Here is a 25,716-nt window from a genome sequence, read left to right as displayed (position 1 = left end):
GGGATTTTTTTTAAGTTCACTTTAGAGTAATACGTATAATTCAAATAGAGACCAGAAACTAATACGCTTCCATGTTTTCTCTCGTAACAATTGTAATTGCAGAATGATACTTTCCTTCAGGCATCTTATTCATTACCAAATAATCGCTTAAGAGTTTTATGCCATTGAATCCTTGTAAATAGGGATTCTGACATATTAAAAAGTCAATAATATCCTTCTTTAAGTATTGAAGATTTTCTTGATTGGTGTCATAACCAATAAGTCTGATGTTTTTAATATTAGAAGATTCTAAATACTTTGAAATTAAATAAGTACTACTAGATGGTACAAAAATACCTGCAATGTTAGTTTTTTCAAACTCCTTATCTAATGAAGATTTAATAACCTCAAAGTTGTTTACATCGGGAATAACGGTGTTAGAAATTTTTACAGAAGGCCTTTTTTCCTCAAAATAGGATTTAAAACCATTAATTCTTTCATAAATACCAGCATTATTGTCGGTGTTTAATCTAAAAACAGGTACCAAGACTTCATCGGTATCGGCAATCATAACACTCATTAGTTTGGCTCCTAAATACCCACTTTTAAAGGAATCTTGTCCAATAAAAGAAATAGCATTTAAACTATTAATTTGGATATTTATAAATACATAGGGTATGTTCTTCTTGTCTAGTGCCTGCGTAAGCTGAGATGTTTCTTTTTGAAAAACTGGAGCAATTAGCACTGCATCAAATTCTCCCTCTAATATATTTGAGAAGGCTGTAGTATAGGATTGGCTATCAAATTGGTTAAATAAAAAGAAAGATGTAGAAACTCTGAAGTTTTTAATGTCCTCGGTAGCTTTTTCAATACCTTTTTTAGGTTCAGACCAAAACTCGTTTTCCGAAGAGGCTTCAGGTATTAGAACCCCAATTTTATAACTTTTATTAAGGGCTAGAGTACTGGCAATAGTATTTATTTGAAAATTATGCTCCTTAATAATTTTCTCAATATGGGCTTTAGTTTTCTTAGATACTCCAGGTCTGTTATGAATAACACGATCTACAGTACCCGTAGAAACGTTTGCCTTTTTTGCTATGTCTTTAATCGTTGTCAATGTACTTCAAAAATAAAAACGCAGTATTCTGAGTGCAAAATAACATAAAATTGTGTATTTATTTGATATACTAAAAGTAAATTTATAATTTTACGTGCACGCACACGAAAACTAAGTATTAACATAATAATTAATTATTTTAAAATGAATTCAAAATTTAAATGGTTGGCCATTGTTGCTTTGATGATTGCCTTAGTTCAACCTACGGAAACCTTTGCGCAATCGAGTAAAGATGGATGGAAATCACTTTTTAATGGGGAAAACCTAAAAGGATGGAAACAATTAAATGGAAAAGCAGATTATAGCGTGGTAAATGGAGAAATTGTTGGAACTTCAAAAATGGGAACTCCTAATAGTTTTTTATGTACAAAAGATATGTATTCAGATTTTATCTTAGAATTTGAAGTTATGGTAGATCCCATTCTTAACTCTGGAGTACAATTCAGATCTAATAGCTTTAAAGATCATAACAAGGGAAGAGTGCATGGGTATCAATTTGAATTAGATCCAAGTGCTCGTGCTTTTAGCGGAGGAATATTTGACGAGGCTAGAAGAGGTTGGATATACCCTTTATCTTTAAACGAAAAAGGAAGAAAAGCGTTTAAAAATGGTCAGTGGAATGCATGTAGAATAGAAGCTATTGGTAATTCTATAAAGACTTGGATTAATGGTATTCAATGCGCAAACTTAGTAGATGATATGACGGCATCTGGTTTTATAGGACTACAAGTTCATAGTATTGGCAGTAAGCAAAAAGATGGGAAGCAGATTAAATGGCGAAATATTAGAATAAAAACAGAGGGGCTTAAGGAAAGTGCTTCTTTGCAGGATCAGGAAGTTAGAGAAATGAGCTATTTAAAAAATCAACTAACCGAAAATGAAAAACGTAATGGATGGCGTTTACTTTGGGATGGTAAAACTAGTAATGGATGGAGAGGAGCTAAGAGAGATGATTTTCCAAAATCTGGTTGGCAGATTAAAGATGGTGTACTAACTGTTTTAGCAACCGACGGAGGGGAGTCTACAGGCCCTGGAGATATTGTTACAACTGATATTTATAGCAATTTTGAGTTAGAACTAGAATTTAATATTACAGAAGGAGCTAATAGTGGTATAAAATATTTTGTAGACCCTAACCTTAATAAAGGAGCTGGTTCTGCTATTGGTTGTGAGTTCCAAATTTTGGACGATAAAAAGCATCCTGATGCTAAAAAAGGGACTAATGGTAATAGAACAGTAGGCTCATTATATGATCTAATAACAGCTGAAAATTATTCGGTTAAAGAACGTAAGAAAGTCTTCAAAGGAATTGGAAACTGGAATAAAGCTAGAATCGTTGTAAAAGGAGGTAAAGTAGAGCATTGGCTAAATAATATTAAGGCACTAGAATATGATCGTTTTTCTCATATGTTTAGAGCCCTTGTAGCATATAGTAAGTATAAGAAGTGGGACAATTTTGGGCAATGGCCAGCGGGTCATATCTTACTACAAGATCATGGAGATACTGTACACTTTAGAAGTATAAAAATTAGAGAATTCAACTAAAAAGACATAAATAAATGAAACCGACTAGAAGACAATTTATAAAAAAAGCATCAGCAGGAGCTTTAGGAGCTACAATACTGCCTAATTTAAGTTTTGGTAGTACTAGTGTTTTTGGTGCAAATGAAAGAATTAATGTAGCCGTAATTGGGGTACGCAGTAGAGCCAAATCTTTAATGCAGGCCATCAATAAATATTCAAATGCTAAGATTATATATACATGTGATGTAGATGATAATATTATTGCTAAGAATAATGAATGGATGGTGGAAAATCTAGGTTATAAGGCAAAAGTTGAGAAAGACTTTAGAAAAGTACTAGAGGATAAGCATGTTGATGCCGTTTTCATTGCCACGCCAGAACACTGGCATGCGCCGATGGCTATTTCATCTTTACAAGCTGGTAAGCATGTTTATGTAGAAAAGCCATGTAGTCATAACCTTTTTGAGAATGAGTTATTGGTAAAAGCCCAGAAGAAATATAACAAGGTAGTTCAGATGGGTAATCAGCAGCGTTCTGCAATTACCAGTCAACAAGCTGTTCAAGAAATTAAAGAAGGTATAATTGGAGAGCCGTATAAAGGAGAAGCCTACTATTCTAATAACCGTGGTTCAATAGGAAAAGGTAAAATAGTTGATGTGCCAAGTACTTTAGATTGGGAGTTATGGCAAGGACCTGCGCCAAGAGAAGCATATAGAGATAATGTGCACCCATATAATTGGCATTGGTTTAAAACCTGGGGTACAGGAGAAGTACATAACAATGGAACACATGAAATAGACGTTTGTCGTTGGGCATTAGGCTTAGATTTGCCAAATAAAGTAACCTCATTTGGAGGAAAATATACTTATGATGATGATTGGGAGTTTACAGATAACCAAGAAGTATTTTATGAATATGAAGGAGGACAATATATTAAATGGGTTGGTCATAGTCGTGGAAGAGTAATCCCAAATCAACCAGGTAGAGGGGCCACAATTTATGGAAGTAAAGGCTCTATTGCTTTAAGCAGAAATAGTTATCAGTTATTTGGTTTAGATGGTAAGCTAATCAAAAAAGTTGATGAAAAAGAAAAAAGTGCTACTTTAAATACGGCAGGAGCTGGAAGCCTAGATGTAAAACACATAGCAAACTTTTTTAATGCAATTAAAGTAGGGGAAAAACAGAACTCTCCAATTTCTGATGCAGCGATAAGTACTGCATTATGCCATTTAGGAAATATGGCTCAAGAAGTTGGAAGAACACTTCATGTTGATACTAAAACAGGGAAGGTATATAATGATGATGAAGCCATGACCTATTGGAAACGAGAATATGAACAAGGCTGGGAACCAAAATTATAATAGTATTAAAGAAAAATAAGAGGCAATTATGCCTCTTATTTTTTTTCATTAATCAATTGATATTGAAATTAAAGTTTTTTAGAGATTATGAAGAGAAGAGAGTTTGTTGTTAAAAGTGGTTTGGCTTCGGCTGGTATTGTTGCTACAACATCAGCTTTAGGTGCCATATCATGTACAACCGGGTTTAATAAAAGTTTTGTGAATATTGCCGTTATTGGAACAGGAGGTAGAGGATGTGGTTTAATTCCCCTAATAAATAATATTGATAATCTAAATGTTGTTGCCGTATGTGATGTATTACCTTTTAGGTTAGAGGAAGGATTGGCCAAGACTAATAATACAGCTAAAGCATATACAGACTACAAAGAAGTACTAAAAGATGACAATGTAGATGCTGTGTTAATTTCAACTCCCTTTAGTACACATTATGAAATAGCAATGACAGCCATTGAGGCAGGAAAGCACGTATATTGCGAAAAAACCTTAGTAAAAGGTTTAGCTGAGATAAATAAATTAGTTGAAAGGGTGTCCGCTTCTAACTTAACGTTTCAAACTGGACATCAGTATCATAGCTCTAGATTGTATACGCATGTGGTTGCTATGCTCAAAAAAGGAGAAATAGGTAATATAAAATCTTTTGAATGCCAGTGGTATAGAAAAGGAGATTGGAGAAAACCTGTAGCAGAACCTAAATACGAACGTGCTATAAATTGGCGTATGTATAAGGAGTATTCTGGAGGAATGACAGCTGAGTTAAGTTCTCATCAAATTGATTTTGTTGGTTGGGTATTAGATGAGAACCCCAAAAAGATTATGGGGACAGGAGGAATAGACTTCTGGCAAGATGGCAGAGAAACTTTTGATAATACGCATTTAATTTTTGAGTATCCTAGCGGTGTCAAAGCTCATTTTAAATGTTTAACAAGTTATATACCTGGCGGTTATCAAATTAAAGTGATTGGAGATAAGGGGACGATAACCCTAACTACCGGTATGGCTTGGATTAACTATTATAAAAAACCTGAAAAGTCTAAGCTAACAGATGTTGATGGTGTTTCGGGAGCTACAGCACCTGCCAATTATATTCCCGAGAAGGGAATGCCAATAAAAGTTGAACATCTAGATCCCAGTAAACAAGCATTAATAGATTTTAAAGATGCTGTTATTGGAGGAACGCAACCTATTTCTAATTTAGAAACAGGGGCAAATACGGCAAAGGCGGTTCAATTAGCGCTAGATGCCATGTACAATGAAAAGATACAATATTGGCAATAGTATTTGTAAATTTTTAGAAAGTATAGGAGCCGTAACTACTTGTTACGGCTTGTTTTTTGGATAAAAACACGATTAAATGTAAAATTTTATCGATAAAGTGTTGTTTTATTCAGAATTTTTTCTAGATTTGTTGTACCCAAATTTATGAAATGAAAAAAATTACCTTACTTATGTTATTGTGTTTTATAACACAGATATCTAAAGCCCAAGAATTAGAAAGTATATTCTTAGCTTCGAGAGAAGATGCTAATAAGCTTACTGAGGCTTATATGAACCCTGCAATGAATGGGTTAATATATGGAATGAATAGTGGTTGGTATCATACAGCCAAAGTTCATAAAAAATTAGGTTTTGATATTACCATTGGCGCAAACGCTTCCATGGTGCCAACAAAAGATGAGGTCTTTAATTTTGCAGATTTAGGTTTAAGTGACTTTGTTCAGCCCAATGCATTAACAAGTGCTACTGTTGCTGGTTCAGGTAATGGAGCTTCATTAAGTTTAACACACGATTATAACGGACAAACGTTAACCAGCCCTGAGATTATTAGTATGCCAGATGGTATTAGTGATGATTTACCATTAAATGCAGTACCAACACCTGCTATTCAGGCTGGAATAGGACTTCCTTTTAAATTTGATGTAATGGTAAGGTATGTGCCTGAGGTTGGTGATGACGATGTTAAAGGACAGTTGTTTGGTGTAGGTCTTAAGAAGGAAATAACTAGCATTTTTGGACCTTTAGATAAATTACCATTACACGTTTCATTATTAGCTGCATATACAAATATGGATGTTAATTATAATATGGACGGAACGGCTGTTGCAGGAAGTAATCAAACCGCAGAGTTTAAATTAAATGCTTATACAGCACAAGTGATTGCCTCTATTAACTTCCCAATCATAAATGTTTATGGTGGTGCAGGCTATAGTGGAGGAAATTCAACATTAAAAATGTTAGGAGAATATCAACTTGAATATGATGACGGAGCCAATTCGCAAATGATAACTATTCAAGACCCAGTAAATTTAGATTTTAATACCAGTGGTTTTAGAGCTACACTAGGTGCTAGAATAAGCCTAGGATTCTTTAAAATATTTGGAGACTATACTATACAAGAGTATAACACCATATCTGGAGGTATTGCATTTAGTTTTAGATAAAAATTACGTGCATTTATTAAATAATTTTAAAAAAGAATGTTTTAATTTTAGTTAGTTTATATTTAGTTTTTTGTTTTAAAAAAGTACAAGATTTAATCTTGTACTTTTTTTATTTAGAGCATTTTAATTCTTAATTTTGTCTGACTTAAATCATAAGATCTTTCTTTTTAAATAATGAATTTCGTTCTGTAAATTCTTTTAAAAAGAATCATTCGAAATAATATAACAAACAATAAAGAACATGAAAGTAACAGTAGTAGGAGCAGGAGCAGTAGGTGCAAGTTGCGCTGAGTATATTGCTATAAAAGATTTTGCTTCAGAGGTAGTTTTATTAGACATTAAAGAAGGTTATGCAGAAGGTAAGGCCATGGATTTAATGCAAACAGCTTCATTAAATGGATTTGACACTAAAATAACTGGTGTTACAAATGATTATAGTAAAACTGCAGGTAGTGATATTTGTGTAATTACTTCAGGTATTCCAAGAAAACCAGGAATGACTCGTGAAGAGTTAATTGGTATTAATGCTGGAATTGTAAAATCTGTATCGTCTAGTTTAATTGAACATTCTCCTAATACTATCATAATAGTAGTTAGTAACCCAATGGATACTATGACTTATTTAGTTCATAAATCTACTAACCTGCCAAAAAATAAAATTATTGGTATGGGAGGAGCTTTAGATTCTGCACGTTTTAAATACAGATTAGCAGAGGCTTTAGAAGCACCAATTAGTGATGTAGACGGTATGGTAATTGGAGGTCATAGTGATAAAGGTATGGTACCTTTAACTAGTCATGCAACTAGAAATAGTATTAAAGTATCTGAATTCTTAAGTGAAGAAAGATTAGAGCAAGTTGCTGCAGATACTAAGGTTGGTGGAGCTACGCTAACTAAATTACTAGGTACTTCTGCATGGTATGCTCCAGGAGCAGCTGTAAGTGGTTTAGTTCAAGCTATAGCTTGCGACCAAAAGAAAATCTTCCCATGTTCTACTTTATTAGATGGTGAATATGGCTTGTCTGATATTTGTATCGGTGTTCCAGTAGTTTTAGGAAAAGATGGTATTGAAAAAATAGTAGATATTCCTTTAAGTGAAGATGAAAAAGCACATATGCAAGCAAGTGCGGAAGGTGTAACTAAAACAAATGGATTATTAGAATTATAAGCTAATAAACTTCCAAAATAAATCAAAGCCTCAAACTATTGTTTGAGGCTTTTTTATTGAGTGAAATAAAGATTTTTCTTAAATAGAATCTTATATTTACCACAGGAAATAATTATTGTGAAATGAGCCGTAATAACTAAATGGGGATACCCAATGAAATGTTTAATGGCGAATTACATCTGAAAAAAAACTAAAACTTTAAATAGATGAAAAAGACACTTACACTTTTAGCGCTATTATTATCAGTATCATTTTTTGCCCAAACAGAAATTAAAGAAGGGGTCATTACATTTTCTCAAAAGATGTCTTCGCCAGATGAGCAAGTTAAAGCGCAATTAGCAATGCTTGGTGATATGACTAGTGTTACCTATTTTAAAGGAAGTAAATCTCGGTCTGAGATATCTAATCCAATGTCTGGGAAAATAATTAATATCAATGATGTTAAGACTAATGAAGCTTTAATGTTAATGGATAATCCAATGTTAGGTAAGAAATACAAATTTCAAACTAGCACGGAAATATCTAAGCAATTAGAAAACGCAGACATAACTAAAGGAGATAAAACCAAAACCGTTTTAGGTTACGAGTGTCAACAATATTTAGTAAAGGCTCAACAAGAAGGTGTAGAAATGAGTATGGAAATGTATTTAACCGAAGCTATAGTTGCAGCAAGTCAACATGGTTCTATTTTAGGAGAAAAAGTAAAAGGGTTTCCATTGTACATTGAAACTAAAATGAATCAAATGGGAATGGAAATGATTATTTATACCGAAGCTACAGAAATAAAAAAAGAAGCTGTTTCAGATGATTTATTTAGTTTAACACCTCCTGAAGGTTACGAGAAATTGTAAACTTATAGGAGAGTAATACAATCCAGTTTATAAAACTTTAAAAATCAACTTTATTGTTTATATTTGGCGCATGAACGCAAAATGGTTCTTTAGCACATTTTTAATTGTATTAGCATATTTTGGATTTTTCCAAGATAAGGACTTAGCACCTAATCAACAGGTGGTGTTGGAGTTTGTTAATACTGCCGTAGCTAAAGAGGATGTTCAAAAAGCTATTGAAGATGTAAGGCAGCAACTACTCGATGCAGGGGCAACAAACATTAAAGTTCAAGAAGCTAAAGACAATACTTTAAAAATAAGCTATTACAGTGTTGTTACTGTTGCAAATATAAAACAAGTCCTAACAAAGGATCAGTCGTTAGTAATTGATTATGCTTCCAATACTACAGACAGCAATAGTAGCTCTTCGCCGGTAGATTCATCATCGAATTATAATCTTGATGTTCATGAAATCAAAGCAAGTTCGGATGCTTCAAATTTAGGCGGTAAATATGTTTTAGAGGTAAAATACGATTCTGACAGGTTTACAAATCCAAATGTCTATTTTCCTTTAGTAAATACACAAGTCAATAAAACAGATCATATTGTTAAAACAGCGTATAAAGTAAATAAATATGTTGTTGTAGCTATAGATAATACTTCACATAAGGAACCAGAAGTTAGAGCAGGGCCTATCGGTTAAAACTTTAGTTGTGTATTTTCGAAGGAATTTATACAATGCTCAAAACCTACCATTAAAAGAGGCGTTTGCGCTCTTAAATCAATTATAACATAAAAAAATAATTGTCAAATCTCTCGGGATACGATACATTTGCCCGTTTTAAAATTTGACTATAAATTAATAATAATGCAAAACAAAGGATTAGTAAGATTGTTTGCTATACTATTTGGTTTGGTAAGTATTTACCAATTATCATTTACGTTTAAAGCAAACCAAATTGAAGGAGATGCCGAAACTCAAGCTATAGAGAAAATAGCGGAGACTGAGGATGATTACCGTTCAAAGAGAAGTCAAGATGAGGCTAGTTATTTAGCATCTATTGCCAAAGATACCGTTTACAACATTGGTGTAGCTAAATACACTTATGATGAGGTGAAGTCTAATGCAATGAACTTAGGTTTAGACTTAAAAGGAGGGATAAACGTAATTCTTCAAGTTTCAGTAAAAGACATCTTAAAAGGATTAGCTAATAATACAAAAGACCCAATTTTTAATCAAGCTTTAGACAATGCTTCAGAAGTACAAAAGAATAGTCAGAATACGTATTTAGAAGATTTCTTTGCTGAGTTTGACAAAATTAAAGGCGATACTAAGTTAGCTTCACCAGATATTTTTTACACCAAAGATTTAGACGGAGAGATAGACGGAAGTATGACGGATGAAGAGGTGCAAAAGATTATTCAAACAAAAATTGATGAGTCTGTAGTATCTGCTTTCGAAGTATTACGTAAGCGTATTGATGGTTTAGGGGTAACTTCTCCAACCATTCAGCGTTTAGGAAACTCTGGTAGAATTTTAATTGAGTTACCTGGTATAAAAGATATTGAAAAAGCAGAGCGTAATTTCACTACTATGGCGCAATTACAGTTCTGGGATGCTTACAAAGGACCTCAGTTTTTAGATTTCTTAGGACAAGCTAATGAGGTGTTGAAACCTTTAGTAGAGCAAGAAAAGCCAGAAGAGGTTGCAGAAAGTAATGATTCTGAAGATGCAACAGCTCAAGATGCTGTGGATGAACTTTTAGGTGAAGCTACTACAGATTCTACGGAGGTAGCAAGTACAGTGAACCCAATTTTTGATTTAATTAAAAACATAAACAGAGACCCAAGAAGTCCTGTTGTAGCAACTTTTGCTTTAAGTGATAAAGAAACCATTCTTGAATATTTAAACAAAAAAGAAGTTAGGGCTTTATTACCTGCAGAATTACGTTATACTAAGTTTGCATTTGGTAAACCTGTAAAAGGTTCTGAGCTTGTAGATTTATATGCCTTAGCGGGTAATAGAGAAGATATTCCTCAATTAAGTGGAGCGGTTGTAACAGATGCTCGTGTAAGCTTTGGTTTAACTGGAGAACCGGAAGTATCAATGCAAATGAATGCAAAAGGTGCTAAGATTTGGGAAAAAATGACAGGTGATGCATTTAACAATAGAAGTCAAATTGCTATTGTTTTAGATGACGTTGTGTATTCTGCACCTGGAGTTACAAAAGGCGCTATTTCTGGAGGTAATTCTTCTATTTCAGGTAATTTTGATGTAAGCGAAGCAGATGATTTAGCAAACGTATTACGTGCAGGTAAATTACCGGCTTCAGCAGATATTATTTCTAGTGAAGTTGTTGGGCCTTCTTTAGGTCAAGAAGCTATAGACAGCGGTACAATGTCTTTCATCATTGCTTTAATAGTAGTGTTACTTTGGATGATTTTCTATTACGGAAAAGCAGGTGGATTTGCAGACATTGCAATGCTATTTAATATCTTATTAATCTTTGGTATTTTATCTGGTCTTGGCGCAGTGTTAACATTACCTGGAATTGCTGGTATCGTGTTAACTATTGGTATGTCGGTTGATGCTAACGTACTTATTTTTGAACGTATTAGAGAAGAGCTTACAAAAGGAAAAGGTTTAAAAGACTCTATTAAGGATGGATTCGGAAATGCATTATCATCAATTTTAGATGCTAACATTACAACAGGTTTAACAGCATTAATCTTATTTATTTTTGGTTCTGGACCAATTAAAGGATTTGCTACTACCTTATTAATTGGTATTGGTACATCTCTATTTACTGCAATCTTTATTACTAGATTATTAATAGATTGGTATGTAAACAAAGGAGGTCAATTATCGTTCTCTACGCCAATTACTAAAAACCTTTTCAGAAACATTAATATTGAGTTCCTAAAAAAGCGTAAAGTTGCTTTTATAATTTCAGGAATCTTGATTGCTTTAAGTTTAGGGTCTTTATTTACAAATGGATTAGATCAAGGTGTAGATTTTGTTGGAGGTAGAACATACCAAGTGCGTTTTGCTAATGATGTTAATGCTTCAGAAATAACTAGCGAGTTATCTAAACCAGATATTTTTGGAAGTGCAGAGGCTAAAACTTTTGGAGCTGCTAACCAATTAAAAATTACAACAAAGTATAAAGTAGATGAAAGTGGGGCTGAAGTAGATGCAGAAATCAAAGAGAAGCTTTACAAAGGATTACAACCTTATTTAGAAGGTCTTACTTTAGAGAAATTCCTTGACTTAACAGATGATACCAAACAAGTTGGATTAATGCAATCTGATAAGGTGAGTCCTACCATTGCAGATGATATTAAGCAGAATTCTGTATGGGCGGTTCTAGGTTCGTTAGTTGTAGTATTCCTTTATATTTTAATACGTTTTAAACGTTGGCAATACTCTCTTGGTGCTGTAGCTGCAGTTTTCCATGATGTATTAATTGTATTAGGTATATTCTCTTTAACATATAAGTTTATGCCATTTAATATGGAAATTAACCAAGCTTTCATAGCGGCTATCTTAACAGTAATAGGTTACTCATTAAATGATACCGTGGTTGTTTTCGATAGAATTAGGGAGTTCTTTAATGAACATACTAACTGGAAGTTTGATCGTGTTGTAAATGAGTCTCTAAGCAGTACATTAAGTAGAACATTAAATACATCTTTAACTACTTTAGTGGTGTTATTAGCTATCTTTATTTTTGGTGGCGATTCTATTAGAGGATTTATGTTTGCTTTAATTGTAGGTGTAATTGTGGGTACATACTCATCGTTATTTATTGCAACTCCAATTATGTACGATACAGTAGATAAATTAGATGATAAAAAGAAAAGCTAAAGAAGCTCAATCTTAAATAAAAAAAAGCCTGTTAACGAAAGTTAATAGGCTTTTTGTTTTGTGCTACATTACTTGTTCTTTTTACCAAGTTGTTCTACTTTTTTTAACCATTTTAACCTGTAAGCTTCCTTGGATAACCTCACCGAACCAATAGGAGTGATTCTAACTTTTTTTACACCAATAAACTGCATTGTTAATTTTTTCATGGCTTTGTGGCTTGGACTGCGGTAAATTAGCTTATAATACCAACTGGGTTGATCCATAGTGCAAATTAAGTGGGCAGTTTTTCCTAAAAAGTATTTATCCCACCAAACTGAATTTTCTCTTTTTTTAAAGGCAAACCCTGGTAATAACACTCTGTCTAGAAACCCTTTCATAGTAGCGGGGACGGAACCCCACCAAACAGGATATATCCAGACCAAATGGCTTGCCCATTTAAGTTTGTTTTGAGCATCAATTAAATCTGGTTCTAGTTCGGTTCGTTTTCTATATCCGAATTGAAGGTTAGGGTTGAATTTTAAATCCCTAATACATATTTCTTTTACCTCGGCATTTGAAGCGTAAGCCCCACTTTTGTAAGCTTCAGACAAAGCGAAATTGAAACTTTCTTTATCTGGGTGACCATTAATTATTAATATTTTTTTCACTGGTTTGTTAGAGGATTTTTTTAAATCTATTCTCAAGTTTTGTTCCTGTCATATTGTAAGATTTAAAGAATCTGAATAGAACAAAACTCGTTGGTACAGTTAAAAAAACTATACAGATAAGAAACGTGAGTGATGTACAAAATAGGGATAAGATTTGAGCGCCTATTTTTCCAATGTAGCTTACTATAAGTTCTTGTTTATTTAATAAGTAATTATAAACATCTTCAGAATAGGAATAAAACCGAATAAAGGTTTCGTAGATTAACCATGCTGGATAAAACCACTTTCTAAGCGGTTCCCACCATTTACCCCAAATAGACTCTAGTTGTTTGTTTTGTGCTTCCATTTTTTTACTTTTTACAAAGTTTAAATGGATTGAAGTTTTTTCATTTGATATAAATCAAATTCCGTTTTTGGGGTTTCTAATTCTACTTAGAGTTTCGAGAGTAATCCCTAAATATGATGCGATATGGGTTAAAGGGATTCTGTTAGTAATGTTAGGGTAAATACTCAACAAATGCTTATAACGTTCTTCGGCTTTGTTAAATTGAATGGTATAGAGTCGTTCGCAAAGTCCTAACATAGTTTCGGTAACCACCTTACTTATAAAACGTTCAAAATCATGATATTTACAAGATAAAGCATCTAAAGTGTCTTTGGAGAACTCCAAAACAGTAGAGTCTTCAAGAAATTCTACATAGTGTGGACTGGGAGCTTCACTAAAAAAGCTTACAATTGGCGCCATAAACTGATTTTCAAAGGAAAACCAATCTGAAATGTCTTTTCCTTCTTTTAAATAATAAGCCCTTGAGCATCCATTTATAATCAAATACGCCTTTTTTGAATACTGCCCTTCTTTAACCACAACATCACCTTTATTGAAAGCGCATAATTTGGATTGGTTTATTAAATCTTGTTGGCATTCCTTTGGTAGCGGCGCATATATGTTTTCTATATGATTAAAAATGTTCTCTAGGTTCATTTTTAAGAATGTTATTTATTCAAATAAGGTTTAATAACTTGACACCAATTAGTATATCCGGCATTATTTAAATGTAACCTGTCTCTGTAGAATTCGGTTTTAACAAGATCGTTTTCAACAAAAGCACTATAGAGGTCTATAAGCTCATAACTACTCTTGTCTTGATGTTTTAAGATAGCATTTAAATCTGTTACGAATGGATTTAACTGGTCGTCTAACGTTGGTAAAATGGTTTGAACAAATATCTTTGTCTCAGGACTTTTTTCATGTATCTTATTGACTATTTTAAGAATGTTATTGGCTATATACTGGGTAGAAGGAATTTGTTTTTCATAAACAAGATTATCTATATCATTTATACCAATTAGCAAAAAGGCAACCTTTGGTTTAAAAAATGTGATTTCATCTAATCGTTCTAAAACACCATCTGCTATGTCGCCGCCAATTCCTCTATTCTTAATGTTTGGAATATTCAATTTTTTACTCCAATCTCCACCGCCTTCTGTTAGACTATTACCAATAAATACAATGTCCCCATGTTGAAGCGGATTTTTCTTGAAATCTTTAATGCGCTTTGGATAATGTCCTACTGCATAGTCGTTATGAAACTTGATTTTTAAATTTTGATCGGGGTACAGTGACATTTTGGTCTTTTCTGCTTTTTTGGTATCACAGTTATAGATAAAACTAATTATAAATAAGCCGAATACAATGTGTTTAGTCTTTTTGAATTCCAAAGCTATAGATAACATGTTCTTTATACGTTTCATTTGGTTTAACCAATGTTGTTGGGAAGTTAGTTAGGTTAGGTGTATTTGGTAGGTGCTGAGTTTCCAGACAGAACGCTGAATGCGGCTGATAGGTTACATCATATTTTCCTGTTATTTCATTACTAATTCCATTTCCGGAATAAAATTGAACACTAGGTTGCGTTGTGGTTACAGACATGGTTCTTCCAGATTTTGGTTCAATAACCTCTATGACTTTTTTATATTCACTTAACGCCTTATTAAACACATAACAGAAGTGATAGCCATTGTTGTTGAGTTTGCCTATGTTTTTACCTATTGCAGTGAGTGAGGTTAAATCCATAACTGTATTTTTAACCGGCGTGAATGTTCCAGTTGGAACAATATCTTCATCTATTGTTGTAATATTATCAGCATCAATTTTAATCTCATGGTCATAAATTAATTTATCTGTTCCAGCTAGATTGAAATAACTGTGGTGTGTTAAATTAATGTGGGTGGCTTTATCAGTGTTTGCTTCGAAATCAATTCTTAAATCGTTGCTGTCCGTTAAGGTATAAGTTACCGTTACATCTAAATTTCCTGGGAAACCTTTTGTCCCGTCTTTTGAATGGTATTTAAAAATAACACCATTTTTCCCTTCATCTGTAAAAGTCTTGCCTTCCCAAACGACTTTGTTGAATTCTTGTCCGCCGTGAATGTGGTGTTCTCCAGCATTTTTTTCTACTATATAAGTCGTGGAATCAATGACAAATTCTGCATTTCTTATGCGGTTAGCAAATCTACCAATGGTAGCACCAAAGCAAGGGTTGTCTGCCACGTATTGATCCAGATTATCAAAACCAAGAACGACATCAGTTAGATTATTATTCTTATCAGGAGTAAGTAATGCAGTTAAAATTCCGCCAAAATTGGTCAGTTTAGCTTGCATACCATTTGCATTGGTAAGCGTGTAAAGGTAAACAGGTTTGTTTTCAACTTCTCCCCAATTTTCAACCTGTATGGCAACTGCTGAATTAGTAGAGGTTTTACAATTTAAAAGTAGAAAAAAAAGGCAATTAAGCGTTAATAGCCTTAGGCATTTAAATGAGATCATAATTGTTTAGTTAGTAGCACTAAAGATACTACTAAACTATTTAAAAACTCAAACTGTCACCAACAGAAAGGCCCCAATTATCAGCTAATCCTGCATTTAGTTCTAAGACATATTTTGCTGGAGCATTAGAGGGTAAAGAGCTTTCATCAAAAGGTTTAGCGTTCTTTTGAAAACTAACAATCTGTTTATTACTGTTAATATAGATTATGTCTAAGGGTATTTTTGTGTTTTTCATGTAGAAATACCGTTCAGTTTCATCCTCAAAAACAAAAAGCATACCCTGTTTTTGTTCCATAGAATTTCTATACATTAAACCCGTTTGAATGTCGTACTCTGTATCTGCAATTTCAATATCTAGCGAAATTTTTGTGGAATCCGTAGCAATTTTATGAATAGTTAATTCCCCTTCTTTTGTAAAGTGTATTTCGGTTTGTTTAATAACCTTTTTATCTTCTTTACAATTATAGAAACATAAGGCAATTAAAAGATATGCAATAGCTTTTTTCATGCTTATTTTATTGCAGATTTAGGTTTAAAACCAAACATGAAATACAAACCAATGAGAATAAATGGAATACTTAACCACTGCCCAGTATTTAAACTAAGCCAATTAATATATTCTTCACCTTGAGGTTCTTTAAAGAATTCTATTGCTAGTCTAATGGACCAAAGTAAAACTAAAAACAAACCAAATAGGAAACCAGATTGTTCTTTTTTGGTTGTTTTAGTATAGAAATACCATAAAATAATGAACACAATTACATAGCAAAATGCTTCATAAATTTGAGCCGGATGTCTATAAGGGACTTTTTCTAGTAATTCAACAAATTGAGGGTTGTCTGTTACCGCATTATATGCTTTTTGCACATCTTTAATTCCTGTAAGTTGGGTAATTTGACTTTTATGATAATAATCTTGAATAAAACGAACGCCTAAAGCAAAGTCTTCAGATTTCTTTCCTATGATTTCCGAATTAATGAAATTTCCAAATCTAACAAAAGCGGCACCTAAAGCTGTACAAACTACAAATCGGTCTAGTATCCACATTAAAGATTTGTACTTGTACTTTTTTCTGTATAAGTACATACCTATTATAATACCAATAGTGGCTCCGTGACTAGCAAGTCCTTGGAAACCGGTAAATTTAAATCCGTCTTTAAAGCTAAATGGTAAGAAGATGCTGAAAAAGTCATCACTAATTAATTCGGATTGATAAAATAACACATGGCCTAATCTGGCGCCTATCATTGTAGAGAGCACAGAGTAAATAAACAAAGAGTCTAAATAATCTAAAGACACCTTTTCCTTAGTAAAGATACGCTTCATTATATACCACCCCAATACAAAGGCTATAATCCACATAACGCTGTAAAAGTGAAGCTTAAAATTGCCAACTATATCTATACCTGTTACAGGATTCCAATCGAATTTTAATGAGTGCATGCTATTTGTAGTTTTTCGCTGTAAATATAAGGGTTTGCTGTAACTTAAGTGTTAAAAAAATGTTGGGTTATTTAGCTAACTCAATAACCTCTACTTCAAAAATTAAGTTAGATTTAGGCGGGATGCCTTGTCTTCCTGCTTCTCCATAAGCTAAATGATAAGGGACAAAAATAGTTGCTTTATCACCAACATTTAATTGCTGTAACCCTTCTTTAAATCCTGGGATCATATCTGCATCAGGACTTATATCTGCTATTATTGGCTGGTAACCATTTTGGTTTTTGCGCTGTTCATTAACCATTTCTAGAGCTTCGGCTGTTTTGAGATTGCTGGTTTTTATTAGCGTACCATTTTTAAAATACACTGCATAGTGTACTCTAATTAAATCATCTTCAGATAATTTTTCACCTTCACCTTTTTCGGAAATAAAATACCTTAAGCCAGAGGCTAAAGCTATAGCTTTTTCTTCTTGTTCGTAGAATTTTTCATTTGTGGCCCTTGTGATTTCTTTACGACGTTCTTTGCGCTTTTTTTCCTTTTTGGCTTCACTTATTAAGAAGTCTTTAAACACTTTAGGAGCATCAAAATCTTTAGCTTCACTTCCTTTACGAATAATGTTTATTTCCTCAATAATTACAGGGTTAATAGCTATTTCTCCTACTGTTTCAATATTAGAAATACTGTCTTGAATTTCTATGCCTAAAACCAACTCTCCAAAAACACTGTAACGATTATCAAGATCTGGTCTTGGGACTTCAGTAATGTAAAACTGACTACCATTTGTTTTTGGTCTGCCAGCATTTGCCATTGCTAAAATTCCAGGTTTATCATGTTTTAAATCTGGGTGAAATTGATTTCCAAATCTATATCCAGGGTTGCCTTTGCCGTTTCCCCATGGATCTCCTCCTTGAATCATAAATTGATCTACGACTCTATGAAAAGTTAAGCCATTATAAAACTTTTTATCCTTATATAGACTATCAACAATCGTATTGTTTCCTTCAGCTAATGATACAAAATTGGCTACTACAGCCGGTACTTTGTCAAAGGCTAATTTTGCGACCATTGTTCCTTTAGTGGTCTTTATTTCTGCATATAATCCGTCTTCTAAATTTGAATATGGAGATTTACAGGATGTAACCAATACTAATATAACTACAGTTAGTTTAAAAAGCTGTTTCATTTTAATTAACTGGGTTTTTGATAATAGAGTTTACTGTAACTTCACAAATAATTGGCATATTAGTGCCTATCTTATTTTCATCACCATAGTATCCATAAGCTTTTTGAGATGGGAACAAGAATGTAACGGTTTCTCCTGTTTTCATGAGTTTTAAGCCTTCTCTTAATCCAGTAAAAAGCTCTTCCTTGTCCATAGCATAGTTCTGAGTTTTTGTCTCTTCTTTAGAATAGATAAGATTGCCATTTAGTGACTTAACATTGTAGTTATAGTTTACTATGTCTCCAAAAATTGGAGTTTTAAGAGAATCTGCCTCAATCTTAGCGTTGTAGAAATACCAAAATCCGCTTTCCGAAGCAATGTAATCATGATTGTTTTTAGCCATAATGTCTTCAATTATAGCTTTTTCTTTGGCGTTTAAGGCCTTATTTCGCGCAATAGATTCGTTTATAAACGAACCAGATTTGGAAGATATTGGTCTTCTGGCTTCAGGAGATTTGCAGCTAAATACCAATAGAACCAATAATATAGGTACAAGTTTATTCATTATTTAGGGCGTTATTATATTCTGGTAAGATACTAATAAATTTTTCAACGGTTTCTTGCAACGTTTTTTCACTTCTTCCGCCAGCAGCATTAGTATGACCACCGCCATTAAAGTGTGCTCTAGACATTTCGTTTACTGAAAAATCTCCTTTAGATCTTAACGAAATTTTTATAATACCTTCTTGCTTGTCTTCAATAAATATAGCCGCTAGTACTATGCCATCTAGAGAAAGGCCATAATTTACAACTCCTTCGGTATCTCCTTTAGTGTAGTTGTATGTGTTTAGCTCATCTTGAGAAAGCGTTATGTATGCTGTTTTAGATTCTGGAATAACTTTAAGATTACTTAATGCACAACCTAAAAGTTGAAGTCTGTTGTAACTATTAGAATCATAAACATTATTATGTATTTGTGTATTGTTAGCACCTTTTTCAATTAAATTGGCCACAATTCTATGCGTAGTACTTGTAGTTGATAAAAACCTAAAAGAGCCCGTATCTGTCATTATGCCCGTATATAAACAAGTGGCGATTGTCGCATCAATTTGGGCTACATCACCTAACATGTCAATAAAGTGATATATCATTTCACAAGTTGAACTCATGTTTACATCGCTAAACATGTAAGTAGCATAATCATCAGGAGCTTGATGATGGTCTATCATTATTTTTATGGCTTCACTTTGTTCTAATACCGTTGCCATATTTCCTGTTCTATGAAACGCATTAAAATCTAATGTAAAAATGATATCTGCTTTATGTATTAAGGCTTCACATTCTGCTGGTTGGCTATCGTGTTTTAAGATAGTGTCTTCACCTGGAATCCATTTTAAAAAACTTGGATAGTCGTTAGGTGTTAAAACATTAGTGTTGTGATTGCCTTTTATAAGGTAGTGATATAAGCCGAGCGTAGAACCAATGGCATCTCCGTCAGGGTTTTTATGAGGAACAATTACTATGTTTTTTGGTGAAGATAGTAACTGTTTTATACTGTAGATGTCGTCTTTATTCATATCCAACGAATATACAATTTAATAATATACGCTTAAAAACTTATCTCGTACATTTACTTAAAATTTGAATAAATTGAAAAGGCCTTTGAAGAAAGCAAAGCCTAATTGATTGCAATAAAAATTAATACAAAACTATTAATAGCGTAAATAAATATAAAACAGTATTTTTGCGCAAAATTTAAAATTTAAAAATGGCAACAAATAGAACATTTACTATGCTAAAGCCTGATGCTGTAGAGAAAGGGCACATTGGCGCAATATTAGAAAAAATTTCAGCTTCAGGATTTAGAATTGTAGCTATGAAATTAACTCAAATGACAAAGGCAGATGCTGAAACGTTTTACGCAATACACAAAGAGCGTCCGTTTTTTGCGGATTTAGTTGAGTACATGACTCGTGGTCCTATTGTAGCAGCTATTTTAGAAAAAGATAATGCAGTAGAAGATTTTAGAACATTAATTGGTGCTACAAATCCAGAAGATGCAGCAGAGGGAACTATTAGAAAAATGTATGCTGATTCTATTAGTGAAAATGCAGTACATGGTAGTGATAGCGATGAAAACGCTGCTATTGAAGGTGCTTTCCATTTTTCAGGAAGAGAGCAGTTTTAACAAAACAATATAACTATTAAAAAGCCCGCTTTATGCGGGCTTTTTTGATTTTAATATTAATCTTGTTTTAGTACTTCATCTACTATTTTGTTGTTTTCTCTAACAATCATTTTAGAAATTTTTCCTTTGGTATCTTTTAGGAATTCGAATGTCAAAGGAGCTTCTTTACTAAAGAAGGTAGACTCAGAATTTGGATAAGCTTTAATTAACATGTTACCACTTTTTATTTTGAGTATGCCTTTTTCGTTACTAATGACAACATCACCTAAATTAGGTGCATAATACTTTCCTGATAGTGCATGTAAAAGCGTTCCAGAAACAATGATCTCCTTTTTATCAAAATTTTGAGGCGCTGGTTTATGGTCATAGCTTAACACACGGGTCATTTTCCAATTGCCGTCTTTATAATGCCAAAGGTTGCTAAATTTTGCAATACCATCTAAAGACTCTTGGTTGCCATTTTGTGAAATGTAAAATACATGCTCACCCGAAATTATAGCGCCATAATTTTTAATTGGGTAAATATGAATAGTTTCCTGTAGAGCCTTTCGTCTCATTTTAAAATTTGAGTTGCTACATAAGTTTTGCTCAACTGTTTTAATAAATACTTCGGAACCAATAGTTACTCCATTTTTGTCATGATAAAATTCCAAATCATCTGAAACATAATTCTTTACAACCTCAATATCGCAGGAGTTAAAGCCATTCCAAAAGACGCTATCATTATAGGTGATAGCTTTTTTTAATTCTTCGAGAGAATTAATACTGTTTTGAGAGTAATTAAATAAAGGAATACATGCTAATACGAGTACTAGTGTTTTTTTGATCATAGTTTTAATTTGATTGATGAATATAAATTAAGACGACCAAGAGCAATGAATGGTTACAAAAAAAGCTCGCAATAATTGCGAGCTTTTACTTTGTAAATAAAAAGTGAAATAATTTATATTAGATTACCTTTACGTTTACTGCGTTTAAACCTTTTCTACCTTCCTGTAAATCAAATTCTACTTCATCACCTTGCTTAATCTCATCAATTAATCCAGAAATGTGAACAAAATGTTCTTTGTTTGAACCTTCTTCTACAATAAAACCAAAACCTTTAGTATCATTGAAGAATTTAACTGTTCCTTTACTCATGTTTTAAAAATTAAATATTATTTGTGGCTAAGTTAATGTTAAAAATGATTGAAAATCACTTATTTATGGTTAATTTTTGATAAAATTTTTATTATTGGCTTCAATCCCTTTAAAACTAGGGGGTAAGACAAAATATTAAATGCAAAAAAAATTAGGGTATTTATCTTAAAATTAACTTTTTTACAATTTCTTTACCTAGCTCCTCATTAATTAAGTCAATTATTTTCTGTTTACCATAACTTAATTCTTCTCTTAAAACACTAGAACTTAGTTGAACGTATAAGGTGTCTCGTTGCAGATTAATTGAGGTAGTGTAATTATTAACGCCATTACCCATAAGTTTTGCCCATGCTTCGGCAATATTAACTTTGTCTAAACCCGTTTCTAGGTTGTTGGTTTCAACAAATTCTTTAAGGGCATCTTTAATACTGATATGTTCGCTGTGGCGTTTGGGCATTTTAGTATAAGTTGAACTTATGTAATTTTTTTACGAACTTTTTTCTTTGATACCAATCATTAAAAACAAGTTCGAGGTTATCTACTTCAAAAGTACCAAAATTATGTGTTCGATAGCGTTCTATAAGCTTTAAAAATTCTGATTTGTTATTTAGAGGTGCTTTAAATCTTAATACTGTAGCATGTGCAGTTTGTATGGTATACCTTTTGTCTATAGACTGTTCTAGGTGAGAAGTTTTAAAGGTCTTCCTCAGGTTGTTACGTACTAGGTTTAAGGTGTTGTCTTCCATAAAGCCCTGAATCATTAGTCCAGAAGATGCTGCTGTTATGCCTTCAAAACTAATTTTAAAACTAGTAATAGTCTTCAAACTTTCATTAATCAGATGGATGTAATCTTCAATATTAACATGTTGCAGTTGAAATCCGTTATAACACGAAATAATAGACATTACGGTGATATGAATATCGGTGTTATTGTAATAATATTGCTTGGGTTCAACAATTTTTACTTCGTTAAGAAACTCTTGAATAGCTTCTTTAATCTCAATTGGCGGTCTTGCTAAAAGTGTAATGCCAAACCTCTTATCGGAAGGAGATTCTATTAAACTGTCAATGGAGTAGGTGTCATTTTTAATGCTTTCAACGGCATCATTAAAAAGAAGGTCATAATGAGTTTTTAAACTCATAGCTTAAAAATTTCATAAGATTGGTGCACTTGTTTTACCGCATTTTCAGTACGTTCTGCATGGGTATCACTAATAAATAACTGCCCAAAATTTTCATCATCTACCAATTTTATAATTTGAGCTACACGTTGTTCGTCTAATTTATCAAATACGTCATCCAGTAATAAAATTGGATTTACGCCACTTTGTGCTTTTATAAAATCGAATTGAGCCAATTTCAATGCAATTAAAAAAGATTTTTGTTGTCCTTGACTCCCAAATTTCTTTATGGGATGTGTTTCAATATTAAAGTTTAAATCGTCCTTATGTATACCTACACTTGTATATTGCACTGTACGATCTTTTCCTAAAGCGTTCTCTAAAAGTGTATTCAGATCATCATCAAACAAATGACTTTTATAAACTAAATCTACCTCTTCATTTCCGCTGCTAATAGCATCGTAGCGCTCTTTAAAAATAGGAATAAATTCTTCTAAAAAGTCGCGTCGCTTTTCAAAGATGTGTGTGCCATATTCAGTTAATTGGCTATTATAAACTTCAAGGGTGTCCTTGTTAAACGTATGGTTTAGAGCAAAATATTTCAACAATGCATTGCGCTGGGCCAATACTTTGTTGTAGTTAATTAATTGATTTAAATAGGTTTTGTTGCTTTGAGAAATAACACTATCAATAAATTTTCGTCTGGTGTCACTGCCTTCTATAATTAAATCTCTATCCGCAGGAGAAATTATTACTAAGGGTAAAAAACCAATATGTTCACTGAATTTTTCGTAGGCCTTCCCATTGCGTTTAATGACTTTTTTTTGTCCCCGCTTTAGACTAATAACAATTTTTTCGGTTTTCTCTTCTTTATCGTATTCACCATTAATTACAAAAAACTCTTCACCATGTTTTATGTTCTGGCTAGCAACAGGATTAAAGTAACTTTTACCAAAGGATAAGTGATAAATGGCGTCTAATATGTTGGTTTTTCCAATACCATTATTACCAACAATACAGTTAATTTTACTGTTGAAAGTAAACGATTTACTATCAAAATTTTTGTAGTTGAGTAAAGAGATAGATTTTAAAATCATTTACCAAATGCTATATTTTGAATCGATTTAATGGGAAAACCTTTAAAAAGAAGTGCAAATTATTGAAAAATATCAAATAAATAGCCTTTTAGTTATGAAGAAAAATTATATTTTTGCCCCGCATTAATTTTTAAGATATGGCAACGTACAAGAAGAGAGGATATAAACCTAAAACTAAAGTAGAAAAGCAAATAGAACTTGAGGAAGAATCTACAACAGCAGAGGTTTTTAATACCCTAGATGAAGGAGCTTCAAAAACAGAAGCTTTTGTTGAGAAAAATCAGAAATACATTTTTGTTATTATAGGTATAGTTGCGGTTGCAGTATTAGGATCTATTGGATATAGAGAGTTTATAGCAAATCCTAAACAAACTACTGCTATGAACGATATGTTCCAAGCGCAAAAATATTTTGACCAAGCTACTACAGCTGTGTCAAAAGATTCCTTATACAATTTGGCATTGAATGGAGGTGAAGGAAAATTTGGTATGCTAGATATTATTGATGAGTATAGTGGAACAGATGCTGCTAACTTAGCAAGTTATTATGCAGGTACAGCTTACTTAAGATTAAAAGATTATAAGAATGCTGTTGAGCATTTAAGTAACTTTAATGGTAATGATGAGGTTTTAGCTCCATTAGCTAAAGGGAATATTGGTGATGCTTTTGTACAGTTAGGGCAAACAGAGGATGCTTTAGATTATTATGAGAAAGCCGCTAATATGCGTGATAATGAATTTACTACGCCTATGTATCTATACAAAGCGGGTAACATTGCTTTAGATCTTGGGCAAGCTGATAAAGCATTATCTTATTTTGAAAAAATAAAGGCTGATTATTCAAAGTCTACGCAAGCAACAAACATTGATGTGTTTATTGGAAAAGCAACTGTACTAGCCAACAAATAATATGGCAACCGAAAATAAAAATTTATCAGAATACGATAAGACACTAATCCCAGACGCGAGTAAATTTCGGTTTGGGATTGTTGTTTCTGAATGGAACGATACTATTACTGAGCCTTTATTTCAAGGTGCTTTCGATGCGCTTGTTGATAATGGTGTTTTAGAGAGTAATATTATCCGTTGGAATGTGCCCGGGAGTTTTGAGCTTATTTATGGAGCCAAAAAAATGCAAGAGCAGATGGTTAATGCTGTAATTGTTATTGGTAGTGTTATTCAGGGAGAAACAAAGCATTTCGATTTTGTTTGTGAAGGTGTAACACAAGGCATTAAAGACTTAAATGTAATGCGTGAAACACCTGTTATATTCTGTGTACTTACAGATAACACGTTACAACAAGCTATAGACCGTTCTGGTGGTAAACATGGTAACAAAGGAACCGAAGCTGCCATTGCCGCTATTAAAATGGCTGAACTTAGAAAGAATAGCTAATATTAAAATTCCGATTAAAAACTTTAAACTTCAAAACATATCAATTTTAAAATAGTTGATATTTGGAATTTTCGTTTTTGAGTATTGCCACAGATGTTTTGTTAACAATTTTTGGCTTTTCAAAAGTATAACTCTACCTATTTTTAAGTATTTTTGAAAGAATAAGCATTATTAATTTGTTTAAGCAACGTAAACATAGAACGTTTAATTATAAACCAAGATTTTCTAGTGAGAATCAGTCTGATTCGGAGGAAACTCAAGAAAGAGACTTTATTTCTAAATGGAAAGAAGCCAAAGAAGGTAAACGAAAAGTAAAAGGTGTTTTACCTATTAGAACTTTGATTTTGGCTTTGGTATTATTATTGATTCTTATGTATGTATTAGAGAAAAAATTCATGTAACCTAAAAATT

28 protein-coding genes are annotated in these 25,716 nt (G+C 32.8%); 12 read left to right on the top strand and 16 right to left on the bottom strand.

Features of this window, described 5'->3' with window-relative positions; translation table 11 throughout:
- Positions 1-58: 58 nt before the first annotated feature.
- A complete protein-coding gene (locus FUA24_RS07070; protein ID WP_148540965.1) occupies positions 59-1,096 on the bottom strand; it encodes a substrate-binding domain-containing protein in 1,038 nt (345 codons plus the stop codon).
- Positions 1,097-1,240: 144 nt separating this feature from the next.
- Between FUA24_RS07070 and FUA24_RS07065 the strand changes: the two genes are divergently transcribed.
- From FUA24_RS07065 to secDF, 8 genes are all read left to right on the top strand, one after another.
- Positions 1,241-2,641, top strand: coding sequence for a 3-keto-disaccharide hydrolase (locus FUA24_RS07065; RefSeq protein ID WP_148540963.1), 1,401 nt, complete (start codon positions 1,241-1,243; stop codon positions 2,639-2,641).
- Between the two features lie 14 nt (positions 2,642-2,655).
- Positions 2,656-3,981, top strand: coding sequence for a Gfo/Idh/MocA family protein (locus FUA24_RS07060; protein ID WP_148540961.1), 1,326 nt, complete (start codon positions 2,656-2,658; stop codon positions 3,979-3,981).
- A gap of 87 nt (positions 3,982-4,068) precedes the next feature.
- Positions 4,069-5,256 (top strand): Gfo/Idh/MocA family protein, encoded by a 1,188-nt coding sequence (locus tag FUA24_RS07055; protein ID WP_148540960.1) that lies wholly within the window; start codon positions 4,069-4,071, stop codon positions 5,254-5,256.
- Positions 5,257-5,405: 149 nt separating this feature from the next.
- Positions 5,406-6,419, top strand: coding sequence for a DUF6588 family protein (locus FUA24_RS07050; RefSeq protein ID WP_148540958.1), 1,014 nt, complete (start codon positions 5,406-5,408; stop codon positions 6,417-6,419).
- A gap of 241 nt (positions 6,420-6,660) precedes the next feature.
- Entirely contained in the window at positions 6,661-7,587 is a 927-nt protein-coding gene (gene mdh, locus FUA24_RS07045; protein WP_148540956.1) for a malate dehydrogenase, read from the top strand.
- 206 nt (positions 7,588-7,793) lie between these two features.
- Entirely contained in the window at positions 7,794-8,438 is a 645-nt protein-coding gene (locus tag FUA24_RS07040; RefSeq protein ID WP_148540954.1) for a DUF4412 domain-containing protein, read from the top strand.
- Positions 8,439-8,508: 70 nt separating this feature from the next.
- Entirely contained in the window at positions 8,509-9,120 is a 612-nt protein-coding gene (locus tag FUA24_RS07035) for a hypothetical protein (protein ID WP_148540952.1), read from the top strand.
- A gap of 165 nt (positions 9,121-9,285) precedes the next feature.
- Complete coding sequence (secDF, locus tag FUA24_RS07030) at positions 9,286-12,285, top strand: protein translocase subunit SecDF (protein WP_148540950.1); 3,000 nt, start codon at positions 9,286-9,288, stop codon at positions 12,283-12,285.
- A 68-nt stretch (positions 12,286-12,353) separates the two neighbouring features.
- Here the strand turns inward: secDF and FUA24_RS07025 are convergent, their stop codons facing one another.
- The 10 genes from FUA24_RS07025 to FUA24_RS06980 form a co-directional block, all read right to left on the bottom strand.
- The gene (locus FUA24_RS07025; RefSeq protein WP_148540948.1) at positions 12,354-12,932 is read right to left on the bottom strand and encodes an NAD(P)H-dependent oxidoreductase; all 579 of its coding nucleotides are present in this window, start codon (positions 12,930-12,932) and stop codon (positions 12,354-12,356) included.
- Positions 12,933-12,939: 7 nt separating this feature from the next.
- Entirely contained in the window at positions 12,940-13,278 is a 339-nt protein-coding gene (locus FUA24_RS07020) for a hypothetical protein (RefSeq protein WP_148540946.1), read from the bottom strand.
- A 54-nt stretch (positions 13,279-13,332) separates the two neighbouring features.
- The gene (locus FUA24_RS07015) at positions 13,333-13,914 is read right to left on the bottom strand and encodes a Crp/Fnr family transcriptional regulator (RefSeq protein ID WP_148540944.1); all 582 of its coding nucleotides are present in this window, start codon (positions 13,912-13,914) and stop codon (positions 13,333-13,335) included.
- Positions 13,915-13,925: 11 nt separating this feature from the next.
- Positions 13,926-14,684, bottom strand: a complete 759-nt coding sequence (locus tag FUA24_RS07010) for a GDSL-type esterase/lipase family protein (RefSeq protein ID WP_246146972.1) — start codon at positions 14,682-14,684, stop codon at positions 13,926-13,928.
- A complete protein-coding gene (locus tag FUA24_RS07005) occupies positions 14,632-15,759 on the bottom strand; it encodes an aldose epimerase family protein (RefSeq protein ID WP_148540942.1) in 1,128 nt (375 codons plus the stop codon). Before FUA24_RS07005 ends, FUA24_RS07010 begins: the two co-directional genes overlap by 53 nt.
- A 40-nt stretch (positions 15,760-15,799) precedes the next feature.
- Positions 15,800-16,267, bottom strand: coding sequence for a DUF192 domain-containing protein (locus FUA24_RS07000; RefSeq protein ID WP_148540940.1), 468 nt, complete (start codon positions 16,265-16,267; stop codon positions 15,800-15,802).
- 2 nt (positions 16,268-16,269) lie between these two features.
- Positions 16,270-17,202 carry a prolipoprotein diacylglyceryl transferase gene (lgt, locus tag FUA24_RS06995; RefSeq protein ID WP_148540938.1) on the bottom strand — a complete coding sequence of 311 codons (933 nt, stop codon included), beginning with the start codon at positions 17,200-17,202 and terminating at the stop codon, positions 16,270-16,272.
- A gap of 67 nt (positions 17,203-17,269) precedes the next feature.
- Positions 17,270-18,385: a peptidylprolyl isomerase gene (locus FUA24_RS06990; RefSeq protein WP_148540936.1), complete on the bottom strand. Its 1,116-nt coding sequence runs from the start codon at positions 18,383-18,385 to the stop codon at positions 17,270-17,272.
- Position 18,386: 1 nt separating this feature from the next.
- Positions 18,387-18,929 (bottom strand): gliding motility-associated peptidyl-prolyl isomerase GldI, encoded by a 543-nt coding sequence (gene gldI / locus FUA24_RS06985; protein WP_148540934.1) that lies wholly within the window; start codon positions 18,927-18,929, stop codon positions 18,387-18,389.
- Positions 18,922-19,941: a DHH family phosphoesterase gene (locus FUA24_RS06980; protein ID WP_148540932.1), complete on the bottom strand. Its 1,020-nt coding sequence runs from the start codon at positions 19,939-19,941 to the stop codon at positions 18,922-18,924. Before FUA24_RS06980 ends, gldI begins: the two co-directional genes overlap by 8 nt.
- A gap of 191 nt (positions 19,942-20,132) precedes the next feature.
- Here FUA24_RS06980 and FUA24_RS06975 point away from each other — a divergent pair, with 191 nt between their 5' ends.
- Complete coding sequence (locus FUA24_RS06975) at positions 20,133-20,552, top strand: nucleoside-diphosphate kinase (RefSeq protein ID WP_148540930.1); 420 nt, start codon at positions 20,133-20,135, stop codon at positions 20,550-20,552.
- 56 nt (positions 20,553-20,608) lie between these two features.
- Here the strand turns inward: FUA24_RS06975 and FUA24_RS06970 are convergent, their stop codons facing one another.
- From FUA24_RS06970 to recF, 5 genes are all read right to left on the bottom strand, one after another.
- Positions 20,609-21,382 carry a nuclear transport factor 2 family protein gene (locus tag FUA24_RS06970; RefSeq protein WP_148540928.1) on the bottom strand — a complete coding sequence of 258 codons (774 nt, stop codon included), beginning with the start codon at positions 21,380-21,382 and terminating at the stop codon, positions 20,609-20,611.
- A 118-nt stretch (positions 21,383-21,500) separates the two neighbouring features.
- Positions 21,501-21,692, bottom strand: coding sequence for a cold-shock protein (locus FUA24_RS06965; RefSeq protein WP_148540926.1), 192 nt, complete (start codon positions 21,690-21,692; stop codon positions 21,501-21,503).
- 160 nt (positions 21,693-21,852) lie between these two features.
- Positions 21,853-22,149, bottom strand: coding sequence for a DUF721 domain-containing protein (locus FUA24_RS06960; RefSeq protein WP_148540924.1), 297 nt, complete (start codon positions 22,147-22,149; stop codon positions 21,853-21,855).
- Between the two features lies 1 nt (position 22,150).
- A complete protein-coding gene (locus FUA24_RS06955) occupies positions 22,151-22,834 on the bottom strand; it encodes a 2'-5' RNA ligase family protein (RefSeq protein ID WP_148540922.1) in 684 nt (227 codons plus the stop codon).
- Positions 22,831-23,910, bottom strand: a complete 1,080-nt coding sequence (recF, locus tag FUA24_RS06950) for a DNA replication/repair protein RecF (RefSeq protein ID WP_148540920.1) — start codon at positions 23,908-23,910, stop codon at positions 22,831-22,833. The genes FUA24_RS06955 and recF overlap by 4 nt, the downstream gene beginning before the upstream one ends.
- Positions 23,911-24,047: 137 nt before the next feature.
- Between recF and FUA24_RS06945 the strand changes: the two genes are divergently transcribed.
- The 3 genes from FUA24_RS06945 to FUA24_RS06935 all read left to right on the top strand — a co-directional run bounded on the left by FUA24_RS06945 (position 24,048) and on the right by FUA24_RS06935 (position 25,706).
- Entirely contained in the window at positions 24,048-24,818 is a 771-nt protein-coding gene (locus FUA24_RS06945; protein ID WP_148540918.1) for a tetratricopeptide repeat protein, read from the top strand.
- A 1-nt stretch (position 24,819) separates the two neighbouring features.
- Positions 24,820-25,305, top strand: a complete 486-nt coding sequence (gene ribH / locus FUA24_RS06940; protein ID WP_148540916.1) for a 6,7-dimethyl-8-ribityllumazine synthase — start codon at positions 24,820-24,822, stop codon at positions 25,303-25,305.
- A gap of 176 nt (positions 25,306-25,481) precedes the next feature.
- Complete coding sequence (locus FUA24_RS06935) at positions 25,482-25,706, top strand: hypothetical protein (protein ID WP_148540914.1); 225 nt, start codon at positions 25,482-25,484, stop codon at positions 25,704-25,706.
- The last annotated feature ends 10 nt before the right edge of the window (positions 25,707-25,716 follow it).

The organism is Seonamhaeicola marinus, from assembly GCF_008085455.1.
Note: the sequence above shows the minus strand (reverse complement) of the source record. Positions and strands in the feature narration are given on the sequence as shown.

What these genes read in the sequence shown, in the direction of transcription:
- FUA24_RS07065 (WP_148540963.1), top strand. Translation starts at nt 1,241, where the DNA reads ATGAATTCAAAATTTAAATGGTTGGCCATTGTTGCTTTGATGATTGCC.
- FUA24_RS07060 (WP_148540961.1), top strand. Translation starts at nt 2,656, where the DNA reads ATGAAACCGACTAGAAGACAATTTATAAAAAAAGCATCAGCAGGAGCT.
- FUA24_RS07055 (WP_148540960.1), top strand. Translation starts at nt 4,069, where the DNA reads ATGAAGAGAAGAGAGTTTGTTGTTAAAAGTGGTTTGGCTTCGGCTGGT.
- FUA24_RS07050 (WP_148540958.1), top strand. Translation starts at nt 5,406, where the DNA reads ATGAAAAAAATTACCTTACTTATGTTATTGTGTTTTATAACACAGATA.
- mdh (WP_148540956.1), top strand. Translation starts at nt 6,661, where the DNA reads ATGAAAGTAACAGTAGTAGGAGCAGGAGCAGTAGGTGCAAGTTGCGCT.
- FUA24_RS07040 (WP_148540954.1), top strand. Translation starts at nt 7,794, where the DNA reads ATGAAAAAGACACTTACACTTTTAGCGCTATTATTATCAGTATCATTT.
- FUA24_RS07035 (WP_148540952.1), top strand. Translation starts at nt 8,509, where the DNA reads ATGAACGCAAAATGGTTCTTTAGCACATTTTTAATTGTATTAGCATAT.
- secDF (WP_148540950.1), top strand. Translation starts at nt 9,286, where the DNA reads ATGCAAAACAAAGGATTAGTAAGATTGTTTGCTATACTATTTGGTTTG.
- FUA24_RS07020 (WP_148540946.1), bottom strand. Translation starts at nt 13,278, where the DNA reads ATGGAAGCACAAAACAAACAACTAGAGTCTATTTGGGGTAAATGGTGG.
- FUA24_RS07015 (WP_148540944.1), bottom strand. Translation starts at nt 13,914, where the DNA reads ATGAACCTAGAGAACATTTTTAATCATATAGAAAACATATATGCGCCG.
- FUA24_RS07010 (WP_246146972.1), bottom strand. Translation starts at nt 14,684, where the DNA reads ATGAAACGTATAAAGAACATGTTATCTATAGCTTTGGAATTCAAAAAG.
- FUA24_RS07005 (WP_148540942.1), bottom strand. Translation starts at nt 15,759, where the DNA reads ATGATCTCATTTAAATGCCTAAGGCTATTAACGCTTAATTGCCTTTTT.
- FUA24_RS07000 (WP_148540940.1), bottom strand. Translation starts at nt 16,267, where the DNA reads ATGAAAAAAGCTATTGCATATCTTTTAATTGCCTTATGTTTCTATAAT.
- lgt (WP_148540938.1), bottom strand. Translation starts at nt 17,202, where the DNA reads ATGCACTCATTAAAATTCGATTGGAATCCTGTAACAGGTATAGATATA.
- FUA24_RS06990 (WP_148540936.1), bottom strand. Translation starts at nt 18,385, where the DNA reads ATGAAACAGCTTTTTAAACTAACTGTAGTTATATTAGTATTGGTTACA.
- gldI (WP_148540934.1), bottom strand. Translation starts at nt 18,929, where the DNA reads ATGAATAAACTTGTACCTATATTATTGGTTCTATTGGTATTTAGCTGC.
- FUA24_RS06980 (WP_148540932.1), bottom strand. Translation starts at nt 19,941, where the DNA reads ATGAATAAAGACGACATCTACAGTATAAAACAGTTACTATCTTCACCA.
- FUA24_RS06975 (WP_148540930.1), top strand. Translation starts at nt 20,133, where the DNA reads ATGGCAACAAATAGAACATTTACTATGCTAAAGCCTGATGCTGTAGAG.
- FUA24_RS06970 (WP_148540928.1), bottom strand. Translation starts at nt 21,382, where the DNA reads ATGATCAAAAAAACACTAGTACTCGTATTAGCATGTATTCCTTTATTT.
- FUA24_RS06965 (WP_148540926.1), bottom strand. Translation starts at nt 21,692, where the DNA reads ATGAGTAAAGGAACAGTTAAATTCTTCAATGATACTAAAGGTTTTGGT.
- FUA24_RS06960 (WP_148540924.1), bottom strand. Translation starts at nt 22,149, where the DNA reads ATGCCCAAACGCCACAGCGAACATATCAGTATTAAAGATGCCCTTAAA.
- FUA24_RS06955 (WP_148540922.1), bottom strand. Translation starts at nt 22,834, where the DNA reads ATGAGTTTAAAAACTCATTATGACCTTCTTTTTAATGATGCCGTTGAA.
- recF (WP_148540920.1), bottom strand. Translation starts at nt 23,910, where the DNA reads ATGATTTTAAAATCTATCTCTTTACTCAACTACAAAAATTTTGATAGT.
- FUA24_RS06945 (WP_148540918.1), top strand. Translation starts at nt 24,048, where the DNA reads ATGGCAACGTACAAGAAGAGAGGATATAAACCTAAAACTAAAGTAGAA.
- ribH (WP_148540916.1), top strand. Translation starts at nt 24,820, where the DNA reads ATGGCAACCGAAAATAAAAATTTATCAGAATACGATAAGACACTAATC.